Consider the following 23,427-nt stretch of genomic DNA (forward strand, 5'->3'; position numbering starts at 1 on the left):
CAGAGAAAGGAAGCGACGTGGGAGAACGCAGGGTGAGACGCCCGCACACGGCGCTGCTGGCCGCCGCGGCGGCCGCACTGGCCGTCACCGCGCTGCCCGCCACCGCGCTGCCCGCCACGGCGGCGCCCGCCACGGCCGCGCCCGGAGCGGGCGGCAGCCGGACACCGGCCGCGGCACAGGACTTCGGGGCGACGGAGCTGGGCACGCTGCCCGGCAGCGCCACCAGCCACGCCTACGGCGTCAACGACCGTGGTGTCGCCGTCGGTTCGTGCGACGCGGAGGGCGGCAGCCGCCCGGTGCTGTGGCGGCCGGACGGCACCGTCCGCGCCCTGCCCACGCTGCCGGGCGACGTGAGCGGCACCGCCTACAGCCTCAACGACCGCCACGTCCTCGTCGGCAGCACCATGGGCGGCGACGGCGTGGAGCGCCCGGTGCGCTGGCGGGGTCTCGGCGAGCCCACCGCGCTGCCGGGCCTTCCCGGCTCGCCCAGGGGCCGGGCCTACGGAATCAACGAGCGCGGCGTGACGGTCGGCTTCTCGGCCACCCCCGACCTCGTCTACCAGGCGATGCGCTGGGACGCCCACGGCAGGCCCTCGCGGCTGCGCCCGCTCCCGGGCGACCACGGCAGCTCCGCCAGCGAGATCAACAACCGGGGCGTGGCCGTGGGCTTCTCCACCTCGCCCGAGGGCAGGCAGCGGGCCGTGCGCTGGCTGCCGTCCGGACGCCCGCTGCCGGTCGGCGCGCCGCTGCCCGGCGACGACTCCACCCAGGCGAGCTGGATCAACGACCGCGGCCAGGCCGTCGGGAACTCCTTCAAGGCCGGCTTCGGGCTCAACTCGCCGTACCACGCGGTGCGCTGGAACGCGCGGGGGCAGGCCCAGCCGCTGCCGCCGCTGCCGGGCGACACGGGCAGCGGGGCGTTCGGCATCAACGACGACGGCGTCGTGGTCGGCTTCTCCTACACCCCGGGCGGCTCGTTCCGCGCGGTGCGCTGGGACGAGCACGGCCAAGTGAGCGACCTCGGGCCGGGCTGGGCGTTCCTGGTGAACGACGAGGGGGTGGCCGTCGGCCACCTGACCACCGCAGAAGGCCAGGAGCGCGCCGCGCGCTGGCGTCCGTGACACAGGAGGCGTGAGGACGAATGGCACCCGTGAACCCCGCGAGACCCGGGCAGCCCCGGACGGCCGAGCACGGCGTACCGGTCCGCGCGGCGGCGGAGCCGGTCTTCCGGCTCCTGGCCGACCTGGACGCCTGGCCGCGCGTCTTCCCGCCCTTCGTGCACCTGGAGCGGCTCGGGCAGGACGAGCGGGGCCGCGAACGCGTCGGCATGTGGGCGATGTCGGGCGAGCGGATCGACCACTGGGTGGCGCTGCGCACCGTGGACGAGGCGGGTCTGCGGGTGTCCTTCGTCCCCGAGTCCGCCCCGCCCCCGCTGGGCTCGATGCACCGCTCCTGGGTGGTCGAGCCCGAGGGGGCGGAGGCGTGCACGGTGCGGCTGCTGCACGAGTACACCGTGCGTGAGGACGCCGACGCGGGCGCCCTCGCGGCGGTGGAGCGGACCGTCGCGGAGATCGCCGCGGCCGAGCTGTCCGCGGTGCAGGCGGCGGCGGAACTGGTGGCCGCCTTCCCCAAACTGCTGCTGGAGGTCGAGGACTCGGTCACCATCGCGGCGCCCGCGCGGGCCGTCTACGCCTTCCTGCTGGACGCCGGGCGCTGGCCCGAGCGGCTGGACCACGTGGCCAGCGCGGACGTGCGCGAGGACGGGCCGGACACCCACGTGCTGGAGCTGGTCACCAACGAGCAGCGCGGCGGCACCTTCACCACGAAAACCGCCCGCGTCGGCATCGCCCCGCATAAGATCGCGTACAAGCAGTTGCTGCTCCCACCGCTCGGCAGTTCCCACCACGTCCAGTGGCTGATCGAGGAGACCGCGCACGGCACCACGGTGACCTCCCGGCAGACGGTGGTCATCAAGGAGTCCGGGGTCGCGGCCGTCCTGGGCGAGGGGACGGATCTGGCACAGGCGCGCGCCTTCGTGCGCCGCGAGCTGAGCAGCAAGGTCCTGCTCGTGCTGGAGCAGGCCAGGGACCACTTGGAATCCGTGGAGAGGACGTCATGATGAGAGCGGCGGCGCTGTCCGGCTTCGGACCGCCCGAGGTGCTGCGGGAGACGGACGTCGAGGAGCCGCACGCCGGGAGCGGCCAGGTGCGGGTGCGGGTCCGCGCGGCGGGGGTGCTGCCCTTCGACGTGCGGGTGCGCGGCGGGTGGACACCGCCGTTCATCAAGCGCGAGTTCCCGCTCGTCCTCGGCAACGAGTTCGCCGGGGTCGTCGACGAGACGGGCGAGGGTGTGACCTCCTTCACCGCCGGTGAGGAGGTGCTGGGCTACGGCGTGCTGGGCGGCTACGCGGAGTACGTCGTGGTGCCCGCCGAGCAGCTCGTGCGCAAGCCCGCCGCGATGCCCTGGGAGGTCGCCGCCGGGTTCTCCGGGAACGGGCAGGGCGCGCACATGGCGCTGTCCACGACCGGCGTGCACGAGGGCGACACCGTCCTGGTCAACGCGGCGGCCGGCGGGTTCGGCACGTTCTCGGTGCAGCTCGCCCTCGCCTGGGGCGCGGGCACCGTCATCGGCACGGCCAGCGAGCGCAACCACGACCACCTGCGCGCCCTGGGCGCCGTCCCGGTCACCTACGGCGAGGGCCTCGTCGAACGGGTGCGGGCCGTCGCCCCGGACGGCGTGGACGCGGCGCTGGACGCGGCCGGTCCCGAGGCGTTGCGCGCCTCGGTGGAGCTGGTCAAGGACCGCGACCGCGTGGTGACGATGGTCGCCACGGAGGAGGCCGCGGAGCTGGGCCTGCGGGACGTGGGCGGTGCGCGGTCCGCCGAGCGGCTGGCGGAGCTGGTGGAGCTGTACGAGCGGGGGAAGGTCACCGTCCACCTGCGGGAGGTGTACCCGCTGGAGCGGGCCGCCGACGCCCACCGGGACGTGGAGAGCGGCCACGGGCGCGGCAAGGTCGTCCTGAGCATCGCCTGACGGGTATCACCCGGCGGATGACGCCCCGCACGACGGACGCCCGAGGGGGCGGCCACGGTGGACTTCCGTGGCCGCCCCCTCGCGCTGTTCCGGCCTCGAGATCCCTTCGACCGGCAGTGGGGACGATGCCCGCAGGAGAGCGAACCCGACTACCGGAGGTGCCCAGTTGAAGGGAATCATCCTGGCCGGCGGGAACGGGACCCGGCTGCATCCGATCACCCGTGGTGTCTCCAAGCAGCTGCTCCCGGTCTACGACAAGCCGATGATCTACTACCCGCTGTCGGTGCTCATGCTGGCCGGCATCCGCGACATCCTCATCATCTCCACCCCGGACGACCTGCCCCAGTTCCAGCGGCTGCTGGGGGACGGCAGCACGCTCGGGCTGGACCTCGGTTACGCCGAGCAGGCCGAACCCCGGGGGCTGGCCGAGGCGTTCGTCATCGGCGCCCGGCACGTCGGGGACGACCCCGTCGCCCTGGTGCTCGGCGACAACATCTTCCACGGCTCCGGCTTCGCGCAGCTCCTGCGCCGGCACGTGCCGCACACCGACGGCTGCCTGCTGTTCGGCTACCCGGTCAAGGACCCCGAGCGCTACGGCGTCGGGGAGGCGGACGGGACCGGACGGCTGCTGTCCATCGAGGAGAAGCCCGCCCGGCCCCGTTCCAACCGCGCCATCACCGGGCTCTACTTCTACGACAACGACGTGGTGTCCATCGCCCGGGAGCTGCGCCCCTCCCCCCGGGGCGAGCTGGAGATCACGGACGTGAACCGGCACTACCTGGACCGGGGCAAGGCGTCGCTGGTGGACCTCGGCCGGGGCTTCGCCTGGCTGGACACCGGCACCCACGACTCGCTCCTGGACGCCTCGCACTACATCCAGACGCTGGAGAGCCGCCAGGGCCTGCGGGTGGCCTGCGTGGAGGAGGTGGCCCTGCGCATGGGGTTCATCAGCCCGGAGGCGTGCCACCGGCTCGGTGCGGCGCTCGGCAAGTCCGGCTACGGCCAGTACGTCATGGCGGTGGCCGAGTCCGTCCTGGAGTCCCGCGCCTCCCGGCCGTCCAGCCTCGCCCCGGTCTGAGCACCCGGCCAGACGCGTGCAGGGGCCCGCCCGGTGTCCTGGGAGACACCGGGCGGGCCCCTGCGGCACGGGCGGGGCCGGATCAGGGCAGGACGTCGATGCGGCCCATCTGGCCGCCAGAGGAGTGGCCGAGCTGGTGGCAGTGGAAGACGTACTGGCCGCTGTACTCGCCCCACGTCATGGCGATCTTCACGCTCTCGCCGGGACCGAGCGTCACGGTGTCCTTGAGCCCGGCGTCCGTCGGTCCGGCCGGGCCGCCGTTGCGCTCCAGCACCCGGAACATCACCAGGTGCGTGTGGAAGCTGTGCCAGACGTGGAAGTCGGGCGGCGCGACGGGGGTGTCCACGTTGCGGATCGTCCACACCTCGCTGCTGCCGACGCGCGTGACGACGTCGGCCCGCTCCGGGTCGTACGTCCGGCCGTTGATGGTCATGGCCGGGAACGTCTGGAGCGTGAAGTCCCGCTCCACGGTGCCCCGCGGCACGGGCGGCAGCTCGGCGAGCCGGTCCGGCACCCGGCTGCGGTCCGCGGTGCCCCGCACGACGTCGAACCGCATGACCTCCGGCCGCTCGCCGGGCAGCGCGCCGGTGTTCTCCAGCACCACCGAGGTGCCGACCCGGTAGCGCGCGAAGTCCACGACGACGTCGAGGCGTTCGCCGCCCAGCAGCGTCACCTCGGTGTGGCCCACCGGCTCCGCCAGCAGACCGCCGTCCGAGCCGATCTGCGTGAACTCCGCGCCGTCGGCGAACCGCAGCCGCAGGTAGCGGTTGGCGCAGGCGTTGTAGAGCCGCAGCCGGTACTTGCGCGCCGCGACCTCGAAGTACGGCCGCTCCTTGCCGTTGACGAGCATGTTCGGGCAGTCGGAGGGGCGGGTGTAGCGCAGCGTGCCGTCCGCCTCCACCCGCGCGTCGCGGATGGCCAGCGGGATGTCGTACCGGCCGGACGGCAGCGGCAGCCGCCGCTCCTCCCGGTCGCTGAGCAGGTAGGTGCCGTGCAGCCCCAGGAAGACGTTCTCGGCCTCCAGGTGGTGCGCGTGGTCGTGGTACCACAGCGACGACGCCCGCTGGGTGTTCGGGTAGCGGTAGGTGCGGCTGTCGCCGGGCTCGATGGTGTCCATGGGCAGCCCGTCGTGCTCGGAGCGCACGTGCCCGCCGTGCAGGTGGACGGCGGTCGGCACGGTCAGCCCGTTGGTCTGCCGGATGACGACCTCCCGTCCGCTGCGGGCGCGGATCGTCGGCCCGGGGAAGGTGCCCCCGTAGGTGCGCACCCGGGAGGTGAGGCCCTTGACGATCTCGGCGTCGGCCTCCTTCATCCGCATGCGGTAGAAGTCGGCGCTCCGGGTCGACCGCACCGGGCGCAGCACCCGCGGCACCGGCATGGCCTGGGCGAACGGCGCGGCGTCGGCGGTCTCGGCGAGGGCCGCCGGACCCGTCGCCGGGGAACCGGCCGCCGCCACCCGCTCCCACGGGAACAGGGCGGCGGCGCCGCCCGCGGCGGTGAGCTTGAGCAGATTCCTGCGGTTCAGCATGTTCCTCTTCCCGCTCGGGTCAGGGTCGTTGACGGGCGTGGGCGGCCCGCGCCGGGCGCCTGGACGCACAGGGCCAGGAGCACGCCCAGCGGCAGGCAGTAGCGCAGGACGGTGGCGGCCTCCGCGGCGGCGCCCGTCCACAGCGCCCCGCCGCCCGCCCCGCCCGCGAAGGCCGAGGCGAGGGCGAGGACGGGCACGGCGGCCAGCGCGCCGGCCACCGCGGCGAGCACGGCGAAGGCGAGCCGGACGGCGAGCCCGTCACCGGCGTCCGGGGGCGGGGGCGTGCCGCGCGGCGTGCCCCCCGGCAGGCCGCGCAGCAGGGCGGGCAGGCGGCGGGCGGCGGCGCCCGCCGCGGCCAGCAGCGGCAGCAGCAGGTAGACGGCCGCCGCCGCGAGGGCCAGGTACAGCCCGGCGCCGCCGCCCTGGGCGCCGTGCGTGCCGTGTGACGCGCCGCCGTGCCACCACACGTGGTCGCCGGGCTGGACGTGCGTCACCGTGCGCCCGTACGCCAGGTGGGCGATCAGCGCGGCCTGCCCGAAGGCGAGCAGGCCGAGCACGGCCGGGCGCGGGGCGAGGACTCCGCGCGGTGCGCCGTCCCGGGCGGTCCGCGCGAAGCCGGTCACCGCTCGTGGTCCGTGGTGCGGGCGAGCGCGTCCCAGCGCTCCCACTCCGCGAGCCGCTCGCGGTAGACGCGCGGCGCCAGGTCGGCGGCGTTGTTGCCGAGCAGCAGCCGCAGCGGCGGGTCCTCGGCGTCCACCAGTTTCAGCAGCGCCTCGCCCGCCTTGCGCGGGTCGCCGGGCTGGAGGTGGGCGTAGGCGCCGGACATGCCGTGCCGCCGCTTGGCCAGCACCTCGTCGTACTCGGGCATCGGCGTGGCCCGCACCATGGAACCGGCGCTCCACTCGGTGCGGAACTCGCCGGGCTCGACCAGCGTGACGCGGATGCCGAACCCGGCGACCTCCCGGGCCAGCGTCTCGCTCATCCCCTCCAGCGCCCACTTGCTGGCGTGGTACAGGCCGATGTTGGGGTAGGTGGCGATCCCGGCGATGCTGGACATCTGCAGGACGTGTCCCCCGCCCTGCCCGCGCATGACGGGCAGGACGGCCTGCGTCATCCACAGCGCGCCGAAGAAGTTGACCTCCATCTGGTCGCGGGCCTGCTGCTCGCTGACCTCCTCGACGCCGCCGGAGAGGCCGTAGCCCGCGTTGTTGAGGAGCACGTCGATGCCGCCGGTCCGTCCGGCGGCCTCGCGCACCGTGGCGAACGCGGCCTGCCGGTCGGTGACGTCGAGGGGCAGCGGCACGACCCGGTCGCCGAACCGCTCCGCCAGGTCCGCCAGCGACCGGGGGTCGCGGGCGGTGGCCACGACCGTGTCGCCCGCCTCCAGGACGACCTCGGTGACGGCCCGGCCGAGGCCCCGGGAGGCGCCGGTCACCAGCCAGGTGCGCCGCCGTTCGCGGCTCATCCGCGCGCCCCTTCCGCGTACTCCTTGGCGTGGCCGAGAGTGGCCCGGCTGTTGGTGCCGAGCGCGTTGCGGATGAAGGTGCGGGCCTCCTCGATCCCGGCGTCCGCGCCGAGGATCGCGGGAATGCTGCCGGTGTTGAGCACGACGGTGTGCTGGGAGGTGGCCGTGGTGACGCCCGCGTCGTCCTCGGTGAGCTCCCAGTAGCCGGTGTGCAGGGCCATGAGGGCGGGCAGCGTGGTCTGCTTGTAGGCGATGCGGTGGTGCGGGAAGCACACGCGCACCGACTCGGTGGTGTGCGAGGAGCCGTCCTTCGTCAGGGTGTCCATGCGCAGCACCTGGAGCCCGGGGGTGTCCTCGCGCAGGTCGACCTCGGCCACGTGCGGCAGCCGGTCCTTCCACAGCTGCGCCTCGTTGATGAAGTCGTACACGTCCTTGGCGGAGCCGTTGATCCGGACGGAGTCCTCGAAGGACAGCGTGAGGTCGGCCGAGCCCGTGGCCAGTTCCACGTTCGACTTCAGGGCGGCCAGTTCCGAGCGGCTGTTGCGGTCCACCGCGCGGTCGATCCAGGCGAGCTGCTCGGGGTCGTCGTCGACCGCCCGGTAGTCGTGCAGCAGCCGGACGGTGGCCCGGCGCTCCTCCAGCGGCTCGATGACCCAGGTGCCGCCCATGGCGGCGACGGGCGGTGCGGGAACCTCCTGGCGGAAGCTGATGCGCAGGCCCTCCGGGTCCAGGACGCGTCGGGAGGTCCAGTTCTTCGCCTCACCGTTGGCCGTCGCCCAGATCCGGATGCGCTCCTCGGTCTCGCCCCGCTCCACGTAGTCCACGTACACGGTCGGCGGGAAGATGCGGGGCCAGTTCTCCACCTCGGCGATCAGCCGGTACACCTCCGACGCCGGGGCGTCGATCGTGATGTCGTGCTCGACCTCGCGCACGGTCATGGCCTTCTCCTTGGGCTCCTTGGGATGGCGGGCAGGGCGGGTGCGGGCCGGTCAGAAGTTCCCCAGGCCGCCGCAGACGTTGAGCGCCTGCGAGGTGATGGACGCGGCGGTGTCGGTGACCAGGTAGCCGACCAGGCCGGCCACCTCCTCGGGCGTGGAGTAGCGGCCGAGCGGGATCTTGGCCTGGAACTTGGCGAGGATCTGCTCCTCGGTGGCGTCGTAGGCCGCCGCGTACCCCTGCCGGACCCGCGCCGCCATCGGCGTCTCCACGTACCCCGGGCACACCGCGTTGACGGTGATGCCGGTGGGCGCCAGCTCGTTGCCCAGCGCCTTGGTGAAGCCGACGACTCCGTGCTTGGACGCCGAGTACGGCGCGCCGAGCACCACGCCCTGCTTGCCGGCGGTCGAGGCGACGTTCACGACGCGGCCCCGGTCCTTGGCCCGCATGCCGCCCGTGGTCAGCACCTCGCGCGTCATGAGGAACACGCTGTTGAGGTTGGTGTCGATCACGTCGTACCAGAGGTCGTCGGTGATCTCGGCCGTCGGGCCGCCGCCGGAGCGGCCCGCGTTGTTCACCAGGACGTCGACGGGGCCGAAGCGGTCCACGGCGGCCCGGACGAACGCCTTGATGTCCTCGGGGGACCGGACGTCGCAGGTGGTGCCGTCCACGTCCAGGCCCTCGGCCTGGAGTTCCTTGACGGTGTCGCTCACCGCGTCCTGGGTACGGGCGCAGATGAAGACCCGGTGGTTCTGCTGGGCCAGCAGCCGCGTCACCGCGAGTCCGATGCCACTGGTCGCGCCGGTGACGACGGCGACCCGCTGTTCGTGATCCGACATGCGCTCTCCTCGTGATGGCCGGTTCGGTGGCGGGCCGTCGTCGCTGGTGCGCAGCCGCGCGTCGCACCCGGGTCGCGGCACCCGCGCCACGCAACGTCACAGAGCGCGCTGGAACCCGGCTCGAAGCGACCTGGTGGCCCGCTCCCGCCCCGGGGGACGGCGGGTGCGGCCCCGACCGGGCTTCGAACGGCGGTCGAGCGGCGGCCCGCACGGTCGGTCACGGCAACGTCAGACACGAGAGGCGACCATGATCAATCTGTTTCAGCCTCAGGTCGGCGCGGAGGAACTTGCCGCGGTCGCCGAGGTGTTCGACGACAAGTGGCTGGGCCACGGCCCACGCACCAAGGCGTTCGAGGCGGCCTTCGCCGAGCACGTCGGCGTCGGCGCCGAGCACGTCGTCTTCCTCAACTCGGGCACCTCGGGCCTGTTCCTCGCCCTGGAGTCGCTCGGGCTGGGCGAGGGCGACGAGGTCGTGCTGCCCTCCCCCAGTTTCGTCGCGGCGGCCAACGCCGTCGTGTCGTGCGGGGCCCGTCCGGTCTTCTGCGACGTGCACCCGCGCACGCTCAACCCCACCGCCGAGGACATCGAGCAGGTGGTGACGCCCCGGACCAGGGCGGTCATCGTCCTGCACTACGGCGGCTACCCCGGCGACATCCGGCGGATCGCCGAGCGCTGCCGGGAGCTGGACATCTCCCTGGTGGAGGACGCGGCCTGCTCGGTGGCGTCCCGGGTGGACGGCCAGGCCGTGGGCACCTTCGGGGACGTGGCCATGTGGAGCTTCGACGCCATGAAGGTCCTGGTCACCGGCGACGGCGGCATGCTGTACGCCAAGGACGCCGAACGCGCCGCCCGCGCCCGGCGGCTCGCCTACCACGGGCTGGCCCAGCCCAGCGGCTTCGGCTACGCCAAGGTGTCCTCCCGCTGGTGGGAGCTGGACGTCCCCGAGCCGGGGCGCCGCGTCATCGGCAACGACCTGACGGCCGCGCTGGGCACCGTCCAGCTCCGCCGGCTGCCGCAGATGGTGGACCGCCGCCGGGAGATCTGCGCCCTGTACGACCGCGAACTGGCGGGCGTGCCCGGCCTGCTGCTGCCGCCCGCCCTGCCGGACGGGCACGAGTCCACGCACTACTTCTACTGGGTGCAGATGTGCCCCGACATCCGCGACGACATCGCCGGTGACCTGTACCGGGAGGGCATCTACACCACCTTCCGCTACGCCCCGCTGCACAAGGTGCCCGCCTACGGCGCGGCGGACTCGGCGCTGCCGAGGGCGGAGTGGGCCGCCGAGCGCACCCTGTGCCTGCCGCTGCACCCGGGCCTGAGCGACACGGACGTGCGCACGGTCACCGCGGCGCTGCGCACGGCCCTCCAGGCCCGCAGGACGGCGGCCGAGGCGGTGACGGCATGAGGGTCTTCGTGACCGGGGGCGCCGGGTTCATCGGCTCGCACTACGTCCGCACCCTGCTCGCGGACGGCTACCCGGGCTGCGAAGGGGCCCGGGTCACCGTCCTGGACAAGCTGAGCTACGCGGGCAACACCGCCAACCTGCCCATGGACGACGAGCGGCTGACCTTCCTGCGCGGCGACGTCCTTGACCAGGAGCTGCTGCGGCGGGTGCTGCCCGGGCACGACGCGGTGGTGCACTTCGCCGCCGAGTCGCACGTGGACCGCTCGGTGGACGGCGCGACCGCGTTCGTGCTGAACAACGTGCTGGGCACCCAGAGCCTGCTGGACGCGTGCCTGCACACCGGCACCGGACCCGTCGTGCACGTCTCCACCGACGAGGTGTACGGCTCGATCGCCACCGGCGCCTGGAGCGAGGACGAGCCGCTGCTGCCCAACTCGCCCTACTCGGCGTCCAAGGCGGGAAGCGACCTGATGGCCCGCGCCTACCACCGCACGCACGGCCTGGACGTGCGGATCACCCGCTGCTCCAACAACTACGGGCCGCACCAGCACCCCGAGAAGCTGATCCCGAACTTCGTCACCCGGCTGCTGCGCGGCCTGACCGTCCCGCTGTACGGGGACGGGGCGAACGTGCGCGAGTGGCTGCACGTGGACGACCACTGCCGGGCGATCGCGCTGGTGCTGGCGCGCGGCCGGGCCGGGGAGGTCTACAACGTCGGCGGCGCCACCGCGCTGACCAACCGGGAGATGACCCGGCGGCTGCTGGAGCTGTGCGGCGCGGACTGGGACCGGGTGGAGCACGTCGCCGACCGCAAGGGCCACGACCTGCGGTACGCCATCGACGACGCGAAGATCCGCGCCGAGCTGGGCTACGCGCCGCGCCACACGCTGGAGGCGGGGCTGCGCGAGGCCGTCGAGTGGTACCGCGACCATCCGGGCTGGTGGAAGCCCCTGGTCGAGCGGTCCGGCAATGGGTGAGGCGGCGGCGGTCTCCTTACCGCCGGGAACCGGCGCGGCGCGGGACGTCACCGGGGGCGGGCTGCCGCTGTACTGCGTGCCCCACGCGGGCGCCGGGACCTCCGCGTTCGCCCGCTGGCCCGCGCTGCTCGGCCCCGGGATCCGCCCGGTGCCGGTGCTGCTGCCGGGCCGGGACCGCCGCAGGCGGGAGGCGCGCGTCACCACCCGGGCGGCCCTGTTCGCGGACCTGCTGCGCACCCACGGGCCGCCGCCCCCGGGCCCGTACGCGCTGTACGGACACAGCCTGGGCGGGCTGGTCGCCTACTCCGCCGCCCGCGCCCTGCGCGCCGCCGGGCACCCGGGGCCCGCGCTGGTGGTGATCGGCGCGTGCCCGCCACCGGACGCCACCGTCCCGCTGACCGAGAGCGCCACCCTGCCCGACGACGAACTCCTCGCCGTGCTCCAGGAGTTCGGCGCCGTGCCGCCGGACGCCCCCGCCGGGGGCATCTGGCGGCGGACCGCGCTCGCCGTGCTCCGGGACGACCTGCGGCTGGCCCGGTCGCTGCGGGACGCCGCCGACGGACCGCTGGACGTGCCGCTGCTGACCGTCGCCGGGGACGCAGACCCGCTGGCCGGGCCCGGCGTGATGGCCGGCTGGCGGCGCTGGGCCGCGGGCGGCCACACCGCACGCACCCTGCCCGGTGACCACTTCTTCGTCCGGGGCACCGCGCTGCCCCGGCTGCTGAGCCGCGCCTGCCGTGTCGTACTCAGGAGGACCGTTGTGAGGGATAGCCGATGAACCGACGTGTCGTGATCACGGGAATCGGGGTGGTCGCGCCGGGGGGCGTGGGCACCAAGGAGTTCTGGTCCCTGCTCACCTCGGGACGCACGGCCACCCGGGGCATCTCACTGTTCGACGCGGCGCCCTTCCGCTCCCGGATCGCCGCCGAGGCCGACTTCGACCCGCTCGACCACGGGTTCACCCCCGAGGAGGCCGGCCGTCTGGACCGGGCCGCGCAGTTCGCCGTCGTGTCCGCCCGCGAGGCGCTGGCCGACAGTGGCCTGGACGGCAGCCTCGACCCGCTGCGCACCGGCGTCACCCTGGGCAGCGCCGTCGGCGCGACGATGGGGCTGGACACCGAGTACAACACCGTCAGCGAGGGCGGCGCGAACTGGCTGGTGGACCACACGCTGGCCGTGCCGCACCTGTTCGACTACTTCGTGCCCAGCTCGATGGCGGCCGAGGTCGCCCGCCGCAGCGGCGCCCAGGGGCCGGTGTCCCTGGTCTCCACCGGCTGCACCTCCGGCCTGGACTCCATCGGGCACGCCGTCGAGCTGATCCGCGAGGGCAGCGCCGACGTCATGGTCGCGGGCGCCACCGAGGCGCCCATCTCCCCGATCACCGTCGCCTGCTTCGACGCCATCCGGGCCACCTCCCCGCGCAACGACGAACCGCAGACGGCGTCCCGCCCCTTCGACCGCACCCGCAACGGCTTCGTGCTCGGCGAGGGCTCCGCCGTCCTGGTGCTGGAGGAGCTGGGCAGCGCCCAGCGGCGCGGCGCGCACGTCTACGCCGAGATCGCCGGGTTCGCCAGCCGCTGCAACGCCTACCACATGACCGGGCTGACCAAGGACGGCCGCGAGATGGCCGAGGCCATCGGCGTCGCCCTCGCCGAGGCCCGCATCGACCCGTCCGCCGTGGACTACGTCAATGCGCACGGCTCGGGCACCAAGCAGAACGACCGGCACGAGACGGCCGCCTTCAAGCGCAGCCTGGGCGCCCACGCCTACGAGGTGCCCGTCTCCTCCATCAAGTCGATGATCGGGCACTCGCTCGGCGCGATCGGCTCCCTGGAGGTGGCGGCCAGCGCCCTGGCCATCGAGTACGACACCGTGCCGCCCACGGCCAACCTGCACGAGCCCGACCCCGAGTGCGACCTGGACTACACGCCGCTGACCGCCCGCGAGCAGCGCACCGACACCGTCCTGAGCGTCGGCAGCGGCTTCGGCGGCTTCCAGAGCGCGATGGTCCTCACCCGCCCGCGACCCGTCCAGCCCGGAGAGTCCGCATGACCGCGACGACGACCCGCACCCGCACCGGCGCCCGCGACGGGGCGCCCCCGGCCGAGGCCGTCGTCACCGGCATCGGCGTCGCCGCGCCCAACGGCCTGGGCACGCCCGCGTGGTGGCGCGCGACGCTGGCCGGGGAGAGCGGCATCCGCCCGCTCACCCGCTTCGACGCCGGCCGCTACCCCGCCCGGCTCGCCGGGGAGGTGCCCGGCTTCGACGCGGCCGAGCACGTCCCCAACCGGCTGCTGCCGCAGACCGACCACATGACCCGGCTCGCCCTGGCCGCCGCCCAGGAGGCGCTGGACGACGCGGACGTGGCCGCCGCCGAACTCCCCGACTACGCGGCGGGCGTGGTGACGGCCGCCTCCGCCGGCGGCTTCGAGTTCGGGCAGCGCGAGCTGCAAGCGCTGTGGAGCCGGGGCGGCAGCCACGTCAGCGCCTACCAGTCCTTCGCCTGGTTCTACGCCGTCAACACCGGGCAGATCTCCATCCGGCACGGCCTGCGCGGGCCCAGCGGAGTGCTGGTCACCGAGCAGGCGGGCGGGCTGGACGCCGTCGCGCAGGCCAGGCGCCAGGTCCGCAAGGGCATCCGGGTGCTGGTCACCGGCGGCGTGGACTCCTCCCTGTGCCCCTGGGGCTGGGCCGCCCACCTGGCCGGCGGGGAACTGAGCGAGTCCGGCGACCCGGCCACCGCCTACCTGCCCTTCACCGAGGACGCCCGCGGGCACGTCGCCGGGGAGGGCGGCGCGCTGCTCGTCCTGGAGGACGCCGACGCCGCGAAGGAGCGCGGCGCCCGCGTCTACGGCAGCGTCGCCGGGTACGCGGCGACCTTCGACCCGGCGCCCGGGACCGGCGCGCCCTCCCGGCTGCGGGACGCCGCCGCCCTCGCCCTGGCCGACGCCGGGGCCGGACCGGACGAGGTGGACGTGGTGTTCGCCGACGCCGCCGGACGCCGCGACGCCGACCGCGACGAGGCCGCCGCGCTCGCGGACCTGTTCGGCCCCCGGGGCGTCCCCGTCACCGCGCCCAAGACGATGACCGGCCGGCTGGCCGCCGGCGGCGCCGCGCTGGACACCGCCGCCGCGCTGCTGGCCCTGCGCGACCAGGTCGTCCCCCCGACCGCGCACGTGGCCGGACCGGCCGCGGACTGCCCGCTGGACCTCGTCACCGGTGCGCCCCGCGCCGCCGACCTGCGTACGGCGCTGGTGCTCGCCCGGGGCCGGGGAGGCTTCAACGCCGCCCTCGTCGTGCGCGCCCCCGCGCCCTGACCCACGCCCCCGACTCCGACTCCGGCCCCGGCCTCGTGCCGGCCCCCGCCCACGTATCCCCGCTCACGCTCGTCCGAGCCGCACGCCCGTCCATCCCGTTCCCCGACCAAGGAGCTGTGACCGTGCCCGAGATGAACATCACCGAGCTGACCGCCCTGCTGCGCGAGTGCGCCGGAGCGGACGAAATGGTCGACCTCGAAGGCGACGTGCTCGACGTGCCCTTCGCCGACCTGGGCTACGACTCGCTGGCCGTCCTCCAGACCACCGGCCGCATCGAGCGGGACTACGCGGTGAGCCTCGACGAGGAGGCCGTCGCCGAGGCCGAGACCCCGCGCGCCTACCTGGAGATCGTCAACAGCGAACTGTCCTCCCGCACCGGGGCCTGACCGCTCCTCCCCTCCCCGGAAGGGCCCGCGGCGTCCGGCGGCAACCGCCGGACGCCGCGGGCCTTCGCCGTTCCCGCCCTTCCCACCCTTCCCGCCAGGCGGCCGTTACCACCCCGCCGGTCCGGAACGGTCCCGGTCCGGACCTGTCGCCTTCGGCGGCGTTCCCGATCCGTTCCCGCCGTCCGGGCCGCCCCGCACCAGCCCGCCCACCCGTCACAGAACACCACCGTGCCCGGCGAATAGTGAGGAACCCTCGGTAACCGGGAGGAAACACAACGGTACGGACGCGGGATTCCGGCGCGGGAGGCTCGACCCGCTGGCGGGGTGACGCCTTCGGCCCCGCGCCCCCCTACAGGAAGGAGTGGCCAGGTGCATCCCCTGGTCGACATCCGCGAGGAGGTACGTGAGGCGCTCCGGGAGCGGCGGCCGGTCGTCGCCCTGGAATCGACCGTGATCGCGCACGGTCTGCCCTACCCGGGCAACGCCGAGACGGCGATCGCGGTCGAGAAGGCGGTGCGGGACGCCGGCGCCGTCCCCGCCACCGTGGGCATCGCGGACGGCCGCTTCACCGTCGGCCTGGACGCGGCCGGCGTCGAGCGGCTGGCGACCGCGCCCGCCGGGCGGGTGGCCAAGGTCAGCAGCCGCGACATCGGCCCCGCGCTCGCCTCGGGCGGACTGGGCGCGACCACCGTCGCCGCCACGCTCGTCGCGGCGGAACTGGCCGGTGTCCCGGTGTTCTCCACCGCCGGGATCGGCGGCGTCCACCGCGACGCCACCCGCACCTTCGACGTCTCGGCCGACCTGGTGCAGCTCGCCCGCAGCAGGGTCGCCGTCGTCTGCGCGGGTGCGAAGAGCCTCCTGTCCCCGAAGCTGACGCTGGAGTACCTGGAGACCCTCGGGGTGCCCGTCATCGGCTACCGCTGCGACGACTTCCCCGCCTTCTACTGCCGGTCGAGCGGGCTGCGCAACCCTCAGCGCATGGACGACCTGGCCACCATCGCCCGCGCACTGCACACCCACTGGGACCTGGGCCTGCCCGGCGGCGCCCTGGTCACCTCCCCCATCGACGAGGAGCACGCGCTGGACCACGACGAGACCGAGCGGGTCCTGCGCACCGCGCTCGCCGACGCCGGACGCGACGGCGTCAGCGGACCCGCGCTCACCCCCTACCTCACCACGGCGGTCTCCCGCGCCACCGGCGGCGCCAGCACCGCCGCTAACCGCGCCGTCCTCCTCAGCACCGCCCGCACGGCGGGCGGGCTGGCCGTCGCCCTGGCCGCCGCCGGCGCCCCCGGGGCCGGGCGATGACCGGCGCCGCCGTCTTCGACCTGGACGGCACCCTGGCCGACACGCCCTGCGTGATCAAGCGGCTGCTGGTCAGGGTCTGCGCCGAACACGGCCGCCGGGTCCCTCCCGAACGCGCCGCGCTGACCATCGGCATCCCGCTGGAGACGGCCTTCGGGCACCTGCTCGGCCTGCCGCCGCAGGACCCGGAGGTCTGCCGGGCCGTGCGCCGCTACCGCGTGCTGTTCGAGGAGGACGTCCTCGGAGCGGGCGCGTGGCTGGTGCACGCGGGCGTCCCCGAGGGACTGGAACGGCTGCGCGCGGCCGGTGTCCCGCTGGCCGTCGCCACCTCCAAGGTGTCCCGCAGCGCCCACGCCCTGCTGGAGGTCACGGGCCTCGCGCACCACTTCCCCGTCGTCGTCGGGCACGACATGGTCACCCGGGGCAAACCGGACCCGGAGTCGGGTCTGCTCGCGGCCCGGCTCCTGGGCGTGCCCGCGCACACCTGCGCCTACGTCGGGGACACCGCGACGGACCTGCGCATGGCCCGCGCCGCCGGCATGCGGCCGGTCGCGGTGACCTACGGCGTCGGCAGCCGCGCGGACCTGGCCGCCCTGGCCGACGGGGCGGTGTACGACGACTTCGCGGACGTCGTCGACACCCTCCTGTCGCCATACGGCCCGTACCGCCCGCCGGCCCGCGTGCGCGTCCCCGAGCGGGCCGGCGAACAGGCCCTCGCGTGACCCCGGCGGCATCCGGCCCCGCGTCCGCCGCGCGGGAACCGGCCCCGCGGGCGCGGACGGCGCCGCAGGCAGCCGCGCCGCGCGGCGCCGTCGTCCCGGCGGGCGCGCTGGCGTTCCAGCCGCGTGACGGGTGCTCCGTCGCCACGGCCGTCGGCCCGCACCTCGGCGCGCGGATCGTCCGCCTGGACGTGGTGCGGGTCCCCGCGGGCGCGCACTGGCACCCGGCGGACTCGGCCGCCGAGGAGAACGTCGTCGTCGTCTTCGGCGGTTCCGGCACGGCCGGGTCCGGTAACGCCGCGCAGCGGGTGCGCCGGGCGGACACCGTCTACGCGCCCACCGGCGACACCTACGCGCTGCGCGCCGACGCGGCCGGGCCGCTGACCGTCTACGTGTGGCGGACCGTGCTGCGGCCCGGACGCGCGCCCGGCGCCGCCCCGCGCCGCTTCTCCCGGCTGTGGAACGGCGAGACCCAGCTCAGGGGCTTCACCGGGACCGTCGAGGGCGCGGCGCGGCAGAAGACGGCGACGATGAACTTCCTCTTCTGGCCCGGCACCGGTTCGCCGCAACTGTGCCTGCACTGCGGCGTCATGGCACCCGGTGAGTACTTCAACGTGCACGTCCACCCCGAGAGCGAGGAGGCGTTCATCGCCTTCGAGGGCGAGGGCCAGCTGCACCTGGACGGGCAGTGGTACGACGCCCGCCCCGGCGACGTGCTGTACGCGCCGCCCGGAGTGCCGCACGGCACCCGCCACCCGGCCGGGGACCCCTCGGCCCCCCGTTTCGCCACCTGTGGCGGTCCCACTCCGTTCGATCCGGTGCTGTACGACCGCGCCGGCGTCCCGACAAAGGTTCGGTGATCCGACATGTGCAGGATATTCGGCCACTTCGACGCCGAGGCGACCCCGGACGAGCTGCGGGCGGTCGCCGCGGCCCAGCGGCACGGCGGACCGGACGCGCAGACCCACACCAGCGGCCGGGGCTGGGCCCTGGGCAGCAACCGGCTGGCCGTCATGGACCCGGACGGCGGGGCCCAGCCGTACACCCTGGGCCGCGGCATCACCGCCGTCTTCAACGGCGAGATCTACAACCACCGGGAACTGCGCGAGAGGCTCACCGCCCGCGGCCACACCTTCACCGGCACCTGCGACGGTTCGGTGATCCCCGCCCTGTACGCCGAGTACGGCGCCGCCTTCGCCGACCACCTCGACGGCATGTTCTCCATCGCGCTGGTGGACCTGCGCGGCGAGCCGACGCTGTGGCTGGTCACCGACGAGGTCGGCATGAAGCCGCTGTACTACCGCTGGGACGCGGCCCGGCGGCACCTGTACTTCGCCTCCGAGCTGCCCGCGCTGCTGTCCTTCCACGCCGTGGACGCCTCCCCCCGGGAGGCCGGACTCGACGCCTACCTGGCGACGAAGACGCCGTTCGGCGAGCAGACCATGTTCGAGGGCGTCCGGGTCCTGCCCCCGGCCGCCACCGTCAGGGTCACCCGGGCCGGGGGCATGAACGTCACCCGGCGCCCCGTCGCCGACGAGCGGGCGCCGCACGGCCGGGAGGCGGAGGCCGCCGCCCGCGTCCACGAGCTGCTGCGCACCGAGGTGCACCGGCTGACCGAGGCCGACGTGCCGGTGTCCGCCATCACCAGCGGCGGCCTCGACTCCGGCCTGGTGACGGTGCTGGCCGCCGAGAGGATCCCCGGCCTGCACTCGTTCAACATCGCCTACACCGGGACGTGGCCGTCGGACGAGCGCGCCTTCGCCCGCGAGGTCGCCGCGTACGCGGGGACCGAGCACCACCAGGTCGAGATCGACCCGGCCACGTTCCCGTCCCTGCTGGCCGACGTCGTCCGGCACCTGGGCCAGCCCAACGCGGACCCGATCACCCTGAGCACCCACGCGCTGTTCGCGGCGGTACGCGACGCGGGGTTCAAGGTGGCCCTCACCGGCGACGCCGCCGACGAGCTGTTCGGCGGCTACGACCGCATCCACCGGGCCGTCCACACCCCCTCGGGCACCGACTGGGTGCCCGCCTACGTGGAGGCGCTCGCGGCCGTCCCCACCTCCCTGCGCGAGCGCCTCTACACCCCCGAGTACCGGCTGTCCGTGGCGGACGGCGGCCGGGTCTCGGACGAGATCGCCGAACGGCTGCGGGCCTCCACCCGGCCCGACGTCATGTCCACGCTCACCGACTTCGAGATCGGCGAGCGGCTGCCCGCCTACCACCTGCGCCGGGTGGACCACCTGTCCATGGCGGCCTCCGTCGAGGTGCGGCTGCCGTTCTGCCAGCCGAGCGTGGTGCGCTACGCCCGTTCACTGGAGGCCGGCCTCAAGGTCTCCGGGGGGCGGCGCAAGAGGGTGCTGTACGCGGCGGCGCAGGGACGGCTGCCCGCGTCCGTCCTGAACCGGCCCAAGCAGCCGTTCACGCTGCCCGTCACGGCGATGCTCCAGCCGGGCCGGCCGCTCATGGAGTACGCCCGCGACCTGCTGTCCGCCGACCGGCTGCGCCGTCGCGGCCAGCTCGACCCGGCCCGGGTGGAGGCGCTGTTCCGCACCCAGGCGCACCGCCCCGACGACCGCGCGGCGATGGCGATCTGGTCCCTGATGGTGCACGAGCTGTGGCTGGAGCAGTTGCGCCCGGCCACCGCGCGCCGGGCGCTGGACCAGCGGGACCTGGAGGTGGCGGTGTGATCGGCTACATCGCGCGGGCCGTCGGTGCGCCGACCCCCACGCTCGTCCTCGACCAGCGGCAGCTCCCGAGGGACGAGGAGCAGCTGCGGCCCCTCCTCACCCGCATCCGCGAGTGGCTGGAGCAGAACGGGCGCAGCGACATCCTCAAGTTCGCCCTCGTCGAGCCGTCCGGACATCCCATGTTCGACCTCGACTACCGCTTCGTGCAGGGCCTGCCCGCCGGAGTGGACCGGTTCGACTTCCAGGCCAGCTGCGGTCACTCCATCCTCGCCTCGGTGGTCGCCGCCGACGGTCAGGCGTGGCTGCCGAAGCTGACCCCCGGCGGCCGGGTGCGGGTGCGCGTCGTCGACAACGGCGACCAGGTGGTGTGCGAGGTGGACGAGGCGCGGCGGCGCAGCGGCAGCTTCACCGTGCACTTCCTCCAGGGCGCGGGCGCCCGCCTCGACGACCTGCTGCTGACCGGCAACCCGGTGGACCAGCTCCTGACGCCCTCGGGCGTGCAGGCGGCCTCACTCGTCTCGATGGGCAACCCGTACGTCTTCGTGGACGCCACCGAACTGGGCCTGCGCAGTGAGGCGGAGCTGTTCGGCGCGGGCGACGGGACGTTCGCCCAGATGCTCTCCATCCGGACGGCGGCGGCCGAACTGCTCCAGTGGCCCACCGACGGCGTGCTCCCCAAGATCGCCGCGGTCGGCCACTACACCGACGGGCACCTGGCGGTACGGGCCATCTCGGTGCCCACGTGGCATCCGAGCATCGCGCTGACCGGCACCACGTGCCTGGCCGCCGCCGCGAGCATCCCCGGCACCGTGCCCGAGCGGCTGGCCCGCGCTGCGGGACTGCCGCGCGGCGTCATCGAGATCGACACACCCAGCGGCAGCACCGCGGCCGCGGCCTCCGTCGCCGGACGCGGCGACGGCGCCGGCACCCTGCACTGGGTCAGCGTCAGCCGCAAGCTCGCCGAGCTCCACGAGCCGCACTGCATCGGCTCGCTGAAGAACTACGACTACAAGGAGGAGACGGCATGGCAGCCGCTGACGGTGTGACCCGCGCCGCGGTGCCGCCCCCCGCGCCCCCGCCGCGCGCCACGCCTTCTCCGCCCGCCACGCCCTCGCGGGACGAACTGGCCGCACGGTACGCGGCGCTGTACGAGACGCTCCGGCGCTGCGCGGGCCCCGCGGACGCGGCGGGCGAGCTGCCCGGGGAGGTCCTCGCGGCGCTGCGGTCCTCCGGGATACTCGGCGCGGCCATCGCCACCGAGTACGGCGGCCACGGCGGCGACGCGGTCCTGACCAACCGGCTCGTCGAACAGGTCGCCGCCGCCGACCCGTCCGTGGCCATCATCCTGTTCCAGCACTACGCGGTGAGCGCCCGCATCAGCGAGTGGGGCACCCCCGGGCAGTGCGCCCGCTACCTGCCCGAGCTGGCCTCCGGCGCCTGGATCGCCGCGTCCGCGTGGAGCGAGTCCGGAGCCACCGCCGACAAGCGGAACCTGGCCACCACGGCCGTCCGCGCCGACGGCGGCTGGGTGCTGGACGGTGCGAAGACCTTCACCACCGCGGCGGGCCTGGCCCAGGTCTACCTGGTGCTGGCCCAGTCCGCCCGGCCGACGCGGACCGCCTCCGCCTACGGCAGCGACGGGCAGACGTTCTACCTGGTCGAGGCCGGCAACCCGGGCCTCACCGCCGACACGGGCACGGATCTCGTCGGCATGCGCGCCTCGGCCACCGGCTTCGTCGAGCTGACCGCCTGCCACGTGGCCGACTCGGCGGTGCTCGGACCCGTCGGCGACGCCGTGCGGATCATCGCCGGAGTCCGGGAGTCCGGCGCCACGCTGGGCGCCGTCTCCCTCGGTATCGCGGAGTCCGCCTACCAGCTCGCACTCGCCCACGCCCGGCGGCGCGGACTGGCCGGGGCGCAGGCCGTCCGCCACCGGCTGGTGGACCTGGGCGCGCGGGTGGCGGCCACCCGCGCGCTGGTGGACAGCGCCGGGCGCCGCGACACCTCCGCGCCCGGCGACACCACCCTGCACAGCAAGCTCGTCGCCTCGCAGCTCTCCGAAGAGGTGGTCACCGAGGCGCTGCGGCTGCTCGGCAGCGCGGGCTACCTGCGCGACCACGCGCTCAACAAGCTGGCCCGGGACGTGCGCGCGGTCGGCCTGATGGGCCCCACCAACGACCTGTGCCGGGAACTGGCCAGCGCCGCATGGACCACCTGACCCGCCGCACGGACTCCGCGACGTCACGCACCTACGGAACAGGAGAACCGGTGAGCACTACCCACGATCTCGTCATCACCAACGCGCGCGTGGTGACCCCCGACGGGGTCCACGACGGCGGGGTGGCCGTGACCGCAGGACGCGTCTCGGCGCTCTTCCCCGCCGGTGCCGCCCCGGCCGCCGAACGCACCATCGACGCCCAGGGGCGCTACCTGCTGCCCGGCCTGGTCGACTCCCACGTGCACTTCCGCACCCCCGGCCTCACCCACAAGGAGGACTGGGCGCACGGCAGCCGCGCCGCCGTCGCGGGCGGGGTGACCACCGTCATCGACATGCCCAACACCGAGCCGCCGCTCATCCAGCCGGAGCTGGCCGCCGAGAAGTCCGCCCTCGTCGAGGGCCACTCCCTCGTGGACTACCGCTTCCACCTGGGCGTCACCGTGGACAGCGTGGAGGACCTGCGGCGGCTGGAGCCCCGCCAGGCCACCTCGGTGAAGGTCTTCATGACCGGCCACCACACCGCGCCGCACGTCATCCGCGACCCGGCCGTGCTGGAGCGCGTCTTCGCCGTCGCCGCCGAGCACGGCATCCGGCTCGTGCTGCACGCCGAGGACGACGGCGTCTTCGCGCTGCTGGACGAGTCCCAGGACCCGCCGGCCGGGTACGACGCCTACGAGTCCGCGCACCCGCGCAGCGGCGGCATCGTCGCCGTGTCCCGGGTCATCGAACTCGTCCGCAGGTACGGGACGGCCGCGCACATCCTGCACGTCTCCTCCTCGGAGGAGTCGGACCTGCTCAAGGCCGCCGGCCGGATCGGCCTCAACATCACCTACGAGGTCACCCCGCACCACCTGTCCTTCTCCGCCCCCGACACCCAGCGGCTGGGCGCCCGCATCCGGCTGCGCCCCGCCATCCGCTGCGTCAGGGACCAGGGGCGGCTGTGGGAGGCGCTGATGGACGGCGGCGTCGCCACCGTCGGCAGCGACCACGCGCCGCACACGAAGGAGGAGAAGATCCTCGCGGTGGCCGACGCCCCGCCCGGCCTGCCCGGCGTGCAGGAGCTGCTGATCGCCGTGCACACCGGCATGCGGCGCCGCTACCCGGAACTCGCCCAGGACGACGTCATGGTCCGCATCGCCCGGCTGTGCGCGGAGCGCCCGGCCGAGCTGTTCGGGCTGGACGGCCGCAAGGGCCGCATCGCCCCCGGCCTGGACGCCGACTTCGTCCTGTTCGACCCGGACGCGACCTGGATCATGGCCTCCGGGCACGCCGAGTCGAAGGCCGGCTGGTCGGCCTACGAGGGGTGGACGTTCACCGGCCGGGTGGACGCCACCGTCCGGCGCGGCGAACTCGTCTACGACGGGCGGGGGGACGAGCCCCGCTTCGGCACCCCGACCGGCATCTGGCTGGACGCGCGGCCGTGCGTCCCGGGCACCGCGCCCGCCGGGAAGGAAGCGGCCAGAGTCCCAGCGCCTCCCGGCCACCCGGCCCCCGCTCCCGCCTGACCCCGGGCACCCCGGCCCACACC

General features: G+C 74.6%; 22 protein-coding genes. 17 read left to right on the plus strand and 5 right to left on the minus strand.

The window, feature by feature from the left end:
* The first annotated feature begins 32 nt into the window (after positions 1 to 32).
* The 4 genes from V1J52_RS14585 (at position 33) to rfbA (ending at position 4,111) form a co-directional block, all read left to right on the plus strand.
* On the plus strand, positions 33 to 1,121 hold the full coding sequence (locus tag V1J52_RS14585; protein WP_330140213.1) for a hypothetical protein: 1,089 nt from the start codon (positions 33 to 35) through the stop codon (positions 1,119 to 1,121).
* 29 nt (positions 1,122 to 1,150) lie between these two features.
* Complete coding sequence (locus tag V1J52_RS14590; RefSeq protein ID WP_330140214.1) at positions 1,151 to 2,119, plus strand: aromatase/cyclase; 969 nt, start codon at positions 1,151 to 1,153, stop codon at positions 2,117 to 2,119.
* Positions 2,116 to 3,033 carry an NADP-dependent oxidoreductase gene (locus V1J52_RS14595; protein ID WP_330140215.1) on the plus strand — a complete coding sequence of 306 codons (918 nt, stop codon included), beginning with the start codon at positions 2,116 to 2,118 and terminating at the stop codon, positions 3,031 to 3,033. The genes V1J52_RS14590 and V1J52_RS14595 overlap by 4 nt, the downstream gene beginning before the upstream one ends.
* 166 nt (positions 3,034 to 3,199) lie before the next feature.
* A complete protein-coding gene (gene rfbA, locus V1J52_RS14600; protein WP_330140216.1) occupies positions 3,200 to 4,111 on the plus strand; it encodes a glucose-1-phosphate thymidylyltransferase RfbA in 912 nt (303 codons plus the stop codon).
* Positions 4,112 to 4,193: 82 nt separating this feature from the next.
* Here the strand turns inward: rfbA and V1J52_RS14605 are convergent, their stop codons facing one another.
* Genes V1J52_RS14605 through V1J52_RS14625 form a run of 5 tightly spaced genes read right to left on the minus strand, consistent with a single transcriptional unit; the run spans position 4,194 to position 8,879 of the window.
* A complete protein-coding gene (locus V1J52_RS14605) occupies positions 4,194 to 5,639 on the minus strand; it encodes a multicopper oxidase family protein (protein ID WP_330140217.1) in 1,446 nt (481 codons plus the stop codon).
* On the minus strand, positions 5,633 to 6,262 hold the full coding sequence (locus V1J52_RS14610) for a hypothetical protein (protein WP_330140218.1): 630 nt from the start codon (positions 6,260 to 6,262) through the stop codon (positions 5,633 to 5,635). The genes V1J52_RS14605 and V1J52_RS14610 overlap by 7 nt, the downstream gene beginning before the upstream one ends.
* The gene (locus V1J52_RS14615; protein WP_330140219.1) at positions 6,259 to 7,104 is read right to left on the minus strand and encodes an oxidoreductase; all 846 of its coding nucleotides are present in this window, start codon (positions 7,102 to 7,104) and stop codon (positions 6,259 to 6,261) included. The genes V1J52_RS14610 and V1J52_RS14615 overlap by 4 nt, the downstream gene beginning before the upstream one ends.
* Positions 7,101 to 8,042 (minus strand): aromatase/cyclase, encoded by a 942-nt coding sequence (locus tag V1J52_RS14620; RefSeq protein ID WP_330140220.1) that lies wholly within the window; start codon positions 8,040 to 8,042, stop codon positions 7,101 to 7,103. The genes V1J52_RS14615 and V1J52_RS14620 overlap by 4 nt, the downstream gene beginning before the upstream one ends.
* 51 nt (positions 8,043 to 8,093) lie before the next feature.
* The gene (locus V1J52_RS14625; protein ID WP_330140221.1) at positions 8,094 to 8,879 is read right to left on the minus strand and encodes a 3-oxoacyl-ACP reductase; all 786 of its coding nucleotides are present in this window, start codon (positions 8,877 to 8,879) and stop codon (positions 8,094 to 8,096) included.
* Positions 8,880 to 9,126: 247 nt separating this feature from the next.
* On the opposite strand from V1J52_RS14625, the gene V1J52_RS14630 reads away from it, so the two are divergent.
* The 13 genes from V1J52_RS14630 to V1J52_RS14690 all read left to right on the plus strand — a co-directional run bounded on the left by V1J52_RS14630 (position 9,127) and on the right by V1J52_RS14690 (position 23,404).
* The gene (locus V1J52_RS14630; protein ID WP_330140222.1) at positions 9,127 to 10,287 is read left to right on the plus strand and encodes a DegT/DnrJ/EryC1/StrS family aminotransferase; all 1,161 of its coding nucleotides are present in this window, start codon (positions 9,127 to 9,129) and stop codon (positions 10,285 to 10,287) included.
* Positions 10,284 to 11,264 (plus strand): dTDP-glucose 4,6-dehydratase, encoded by a 981-nt coding sequence (gene rfbB / locus V1J52_RS14635; protein ID WP_330140223.1) that lies wholly within the window; start codon positions 10,284 to 10,286, stop codon positions 11,262 to 11,264. The genes V1J52_RS14630 and rfbB overlap by 4 nt, the downstream gene beginning before the upstream one ends.
* Entirely contained in the window at positions 11,257 to 12,042 is a 786-nt protein-coding gene (locus V1J52_RS14640) for a thioesterase II family protein (RefSeq protein WP_330140224.1), read from the plus strand. Before rfbB ends, V1J52_RS14640 begins: the two co-directional genes overlap by 8 nt.
* Positions 12,039 to 13,316, plus strand: coding sequence for a beta-ketoacyl-[acyl-carrier-protein] synthase family protein (locus V1J52_RS14645; protein ID WP_330140225.1), 1,278 nt, complete (start codon positions 12,039 to 12,041; stop codon positions 13,314 to 13,316). Before V1J52_RS14640 ends, V1J52_RS14645 begins: the two co-directional genes overlap by 4 nt.
* A complete protein-coding gene (locus V1J52_RS14650; protein ID WP_330140226.1) occupies positions 13,313 to 14,581 on the plus strand; it encodes a ketosynthase chain-length factor in 1,269 nt (422 codons plus the stop codon). Before V1J52_RS14645 ends, V1J52_RS14650 begins: the two co-directional genes overlap by 4 nt.
* A gap of 131 nt (positions 14,582 to 14,712) precedes the next feature.
* Positions 14,713 to 14,967, plus strand: a complete 255-nt coding sequence (locus V1J52_RS14655; RefSeq protein WP_330140569.1) for an acyl carrier protein — start codon at positions 14,713 to 14,715, stop codon at positions 14,965 to 14,967.
* Between the two features lie 369 nt (positions 14,968 to 15,336).
* Complete coding sequence (locus V1J52_RS14660) at positions 15,337 to 16,275, plus strand: pseudouridine-5'-phosphate glycosidase (RefSeq protein ID WP_330140228.1); 939 nt, start codon at positions 15,337 to 15,339, stop codon at positions 16,273 to 16,275.
* Complete coding sequence (locus V1J52_RS14665; protein ID WP_330140229.1) at positions 16,272 to 16,994, plus strand: HAD family hydrolase; 723 nt, start codon at positions 16,272 to 16,274, stop codon at positions 16,992 to 16,994. The genes V1J52_RS14660 and V1J52_RS14665 overlap by 4 nt, the downstream gene beginning before the upstream one ends.
* A complete protein-coding gene (locus tag V1J52_RS14670; RefSeq protein ID WP_330140230.1) occupies positions 16,991 to 17,851 on the plus strand; it encodes a cupin domain-containing protein in 861 nt (286 codons plus the stop codon). The genes V1J52_RS14665 and V1J52_RS14670 overlap by 4 nt, the downstream gene beginning before the upstream one ends.
* Positions 17,852 to 17,857: 6 nt before the next feature.
* Entirely contained in the window at positions 17,858 to 19,681 is a 1,824-nt protein-coding gene (gene asnB, locus V1J52_RS14675) for an asparagine synthase (glutamine-hydrolyzing) (RefSeq protein ID WP_330140231.1), read from the plus strand.
* Positions 19,678 to 20,727 carry a PrpF domain-containing protein gene (locus V1J52_RS14680; RefSeq protein WP_330140232.1) on the plus strand — a complete coding sequence of 350 codons (1,050 nt, stop codon included), beginning with the start codon at positions 19,678 to 19,680 and terminating at the stop codon, positions 20,725 to 20,727. The genes asnB and V1J52_RS14680 overlap by 4 nt, the downstream gene beginning before the upstream one ends.
* A complete protein-coding gene (locus tag V1J52_RS14685; RefSeq protein WP_330140233.1) occupies positions 20,706 to 21,899 on the plus strand; it encodes an acyl-CoA dehydrogenase family protein in 1,194 nt (397 codons plus the stop codon). Before V1J52_RS14680 ends, V1J52_RS14685 begins: the two co-directional genes overlap by 22 nt.
* A 50-nt stretch (positions 21,900 to 21,949) precedes the next feature.
* Complete coding sequence (locus tag V1J52_RS14690) at positions 21,950 to 23,404, plus strand: dihydroorotase (RefSeq protein WP_330140234.1); 1,455 nt, start codon at positions 21,950 to 21,952, stop codon at positions 23,402 to 23,404.
* Positions 23,405 to 23,427: the final 23 nt, after the last annotated feature.

Origin of the sequence: Streptomyces solitudinis, from assembly GCF_036323765.1 — a bacterium.
GTDB lineage: Bacteria > Actinomycetota > Actinomycetes > Streptomycetales > Streptomycetaceae > Streptomyces.

Bases quoted from the DNA above. Each gene is read 5' to 3' on its own strand.
- V1J52_RS14625 (WP_330140221.1), bottom strand. From the start codon at position 8,879: ATGTCGGATCACGAACAGCGGGTCGCCGTCGTCACCGGCGCGACCAGT.
- V1J52_RS14595 (WP_330140215.1), top strand. From the start codon at position 2,116: ATGATGAGAGCGGCGGCGCTGTCCGGCTTCGGACCGCCCGAGGTGCTG.
- V1J52_RS14615 (WP_330140219.1), bottom strand. From the start codon at position 7,104: ATGAGCCGCGAACGGCGGCGCACCTGGCTGGTGACCGGCGCCTCCCGG.
- V1J52_RS14665 (WP_330140229.1), top strand. From the start codon at position 16,272: ATGACCGGCGCCGCCGTCTTCGACCTGGACGGCACCCTGGCCGACACG.
- V1J52_RS14640 (WP_330140224.1), top strand. From the start codon at position 11,257: ATGGGTGAGGCGGCGGCGGTCTCCTTACCGCCGGGAACCGGCGCGGCG.
- V1J52_RS14620 (WP_330140220.1), bottom strand. From the start codon at position 8,042: ATGACCGTGCGCGAGGTCGAGCACGACATCACGATCGACGCCCCGGCG.
- rfbB (WP_330140223.1), top strand. From the start codon at position 10,284: ATGAGGGTCTTCGTGACCGGGGGCGCCGGGTTCATCGGCTCGCACTAC.
- V1J52_RS14605 (WP_330140217.1), bottom strand. From the start codon at position 5,639: ATGCTGAACCGCAGGAATCTGCTCAAGCTCACCGCCGCGGGCGGCGCC.
- V1J52_RS14650 (WP_330140226.1), top strand. From the start codon at position 13,313: ATGACCGCGACGACGACCCGCACCCGCACCGGCGCCCGCGACGGGGCG.
- V1J52_RS14645 (WP_330140225.1), top strand. From the start codon at position 12,039: ATGAACCGACGTGTCGTGATCACGGGAATCGGGGTGGTCGCGCCGGGG.
- V1J52_RS14655 (WP_330140569.1), top strand. From the start codon at position 14,713: ATGAACATCACCGAGCTGACCGCCCTGCTGCGCGAGTGCGCCGGAGCG.
- V1J52_RS14685 (WP_330140233.1), top strand. From the start codon at position 20,706: ATGGCAGCCGCTGACGGTGTGACCCGCGCCGCGGTGCCGCCCCCCGCG.
- V1J52_RS14630 (WP_330140222.1), top strand. From the start codon at position 9,127: ATGATCAATCTGTTTCAGCCTCAGGTCGGCGCGGAGGAACTTGCCGCG.
- asnB (WP_330140231.1), top strand. From the start codon at position 17,858: ATGTGCAGGATATTCGGCCACTTCGACGCCGAGGCGACCCCGGACGAG.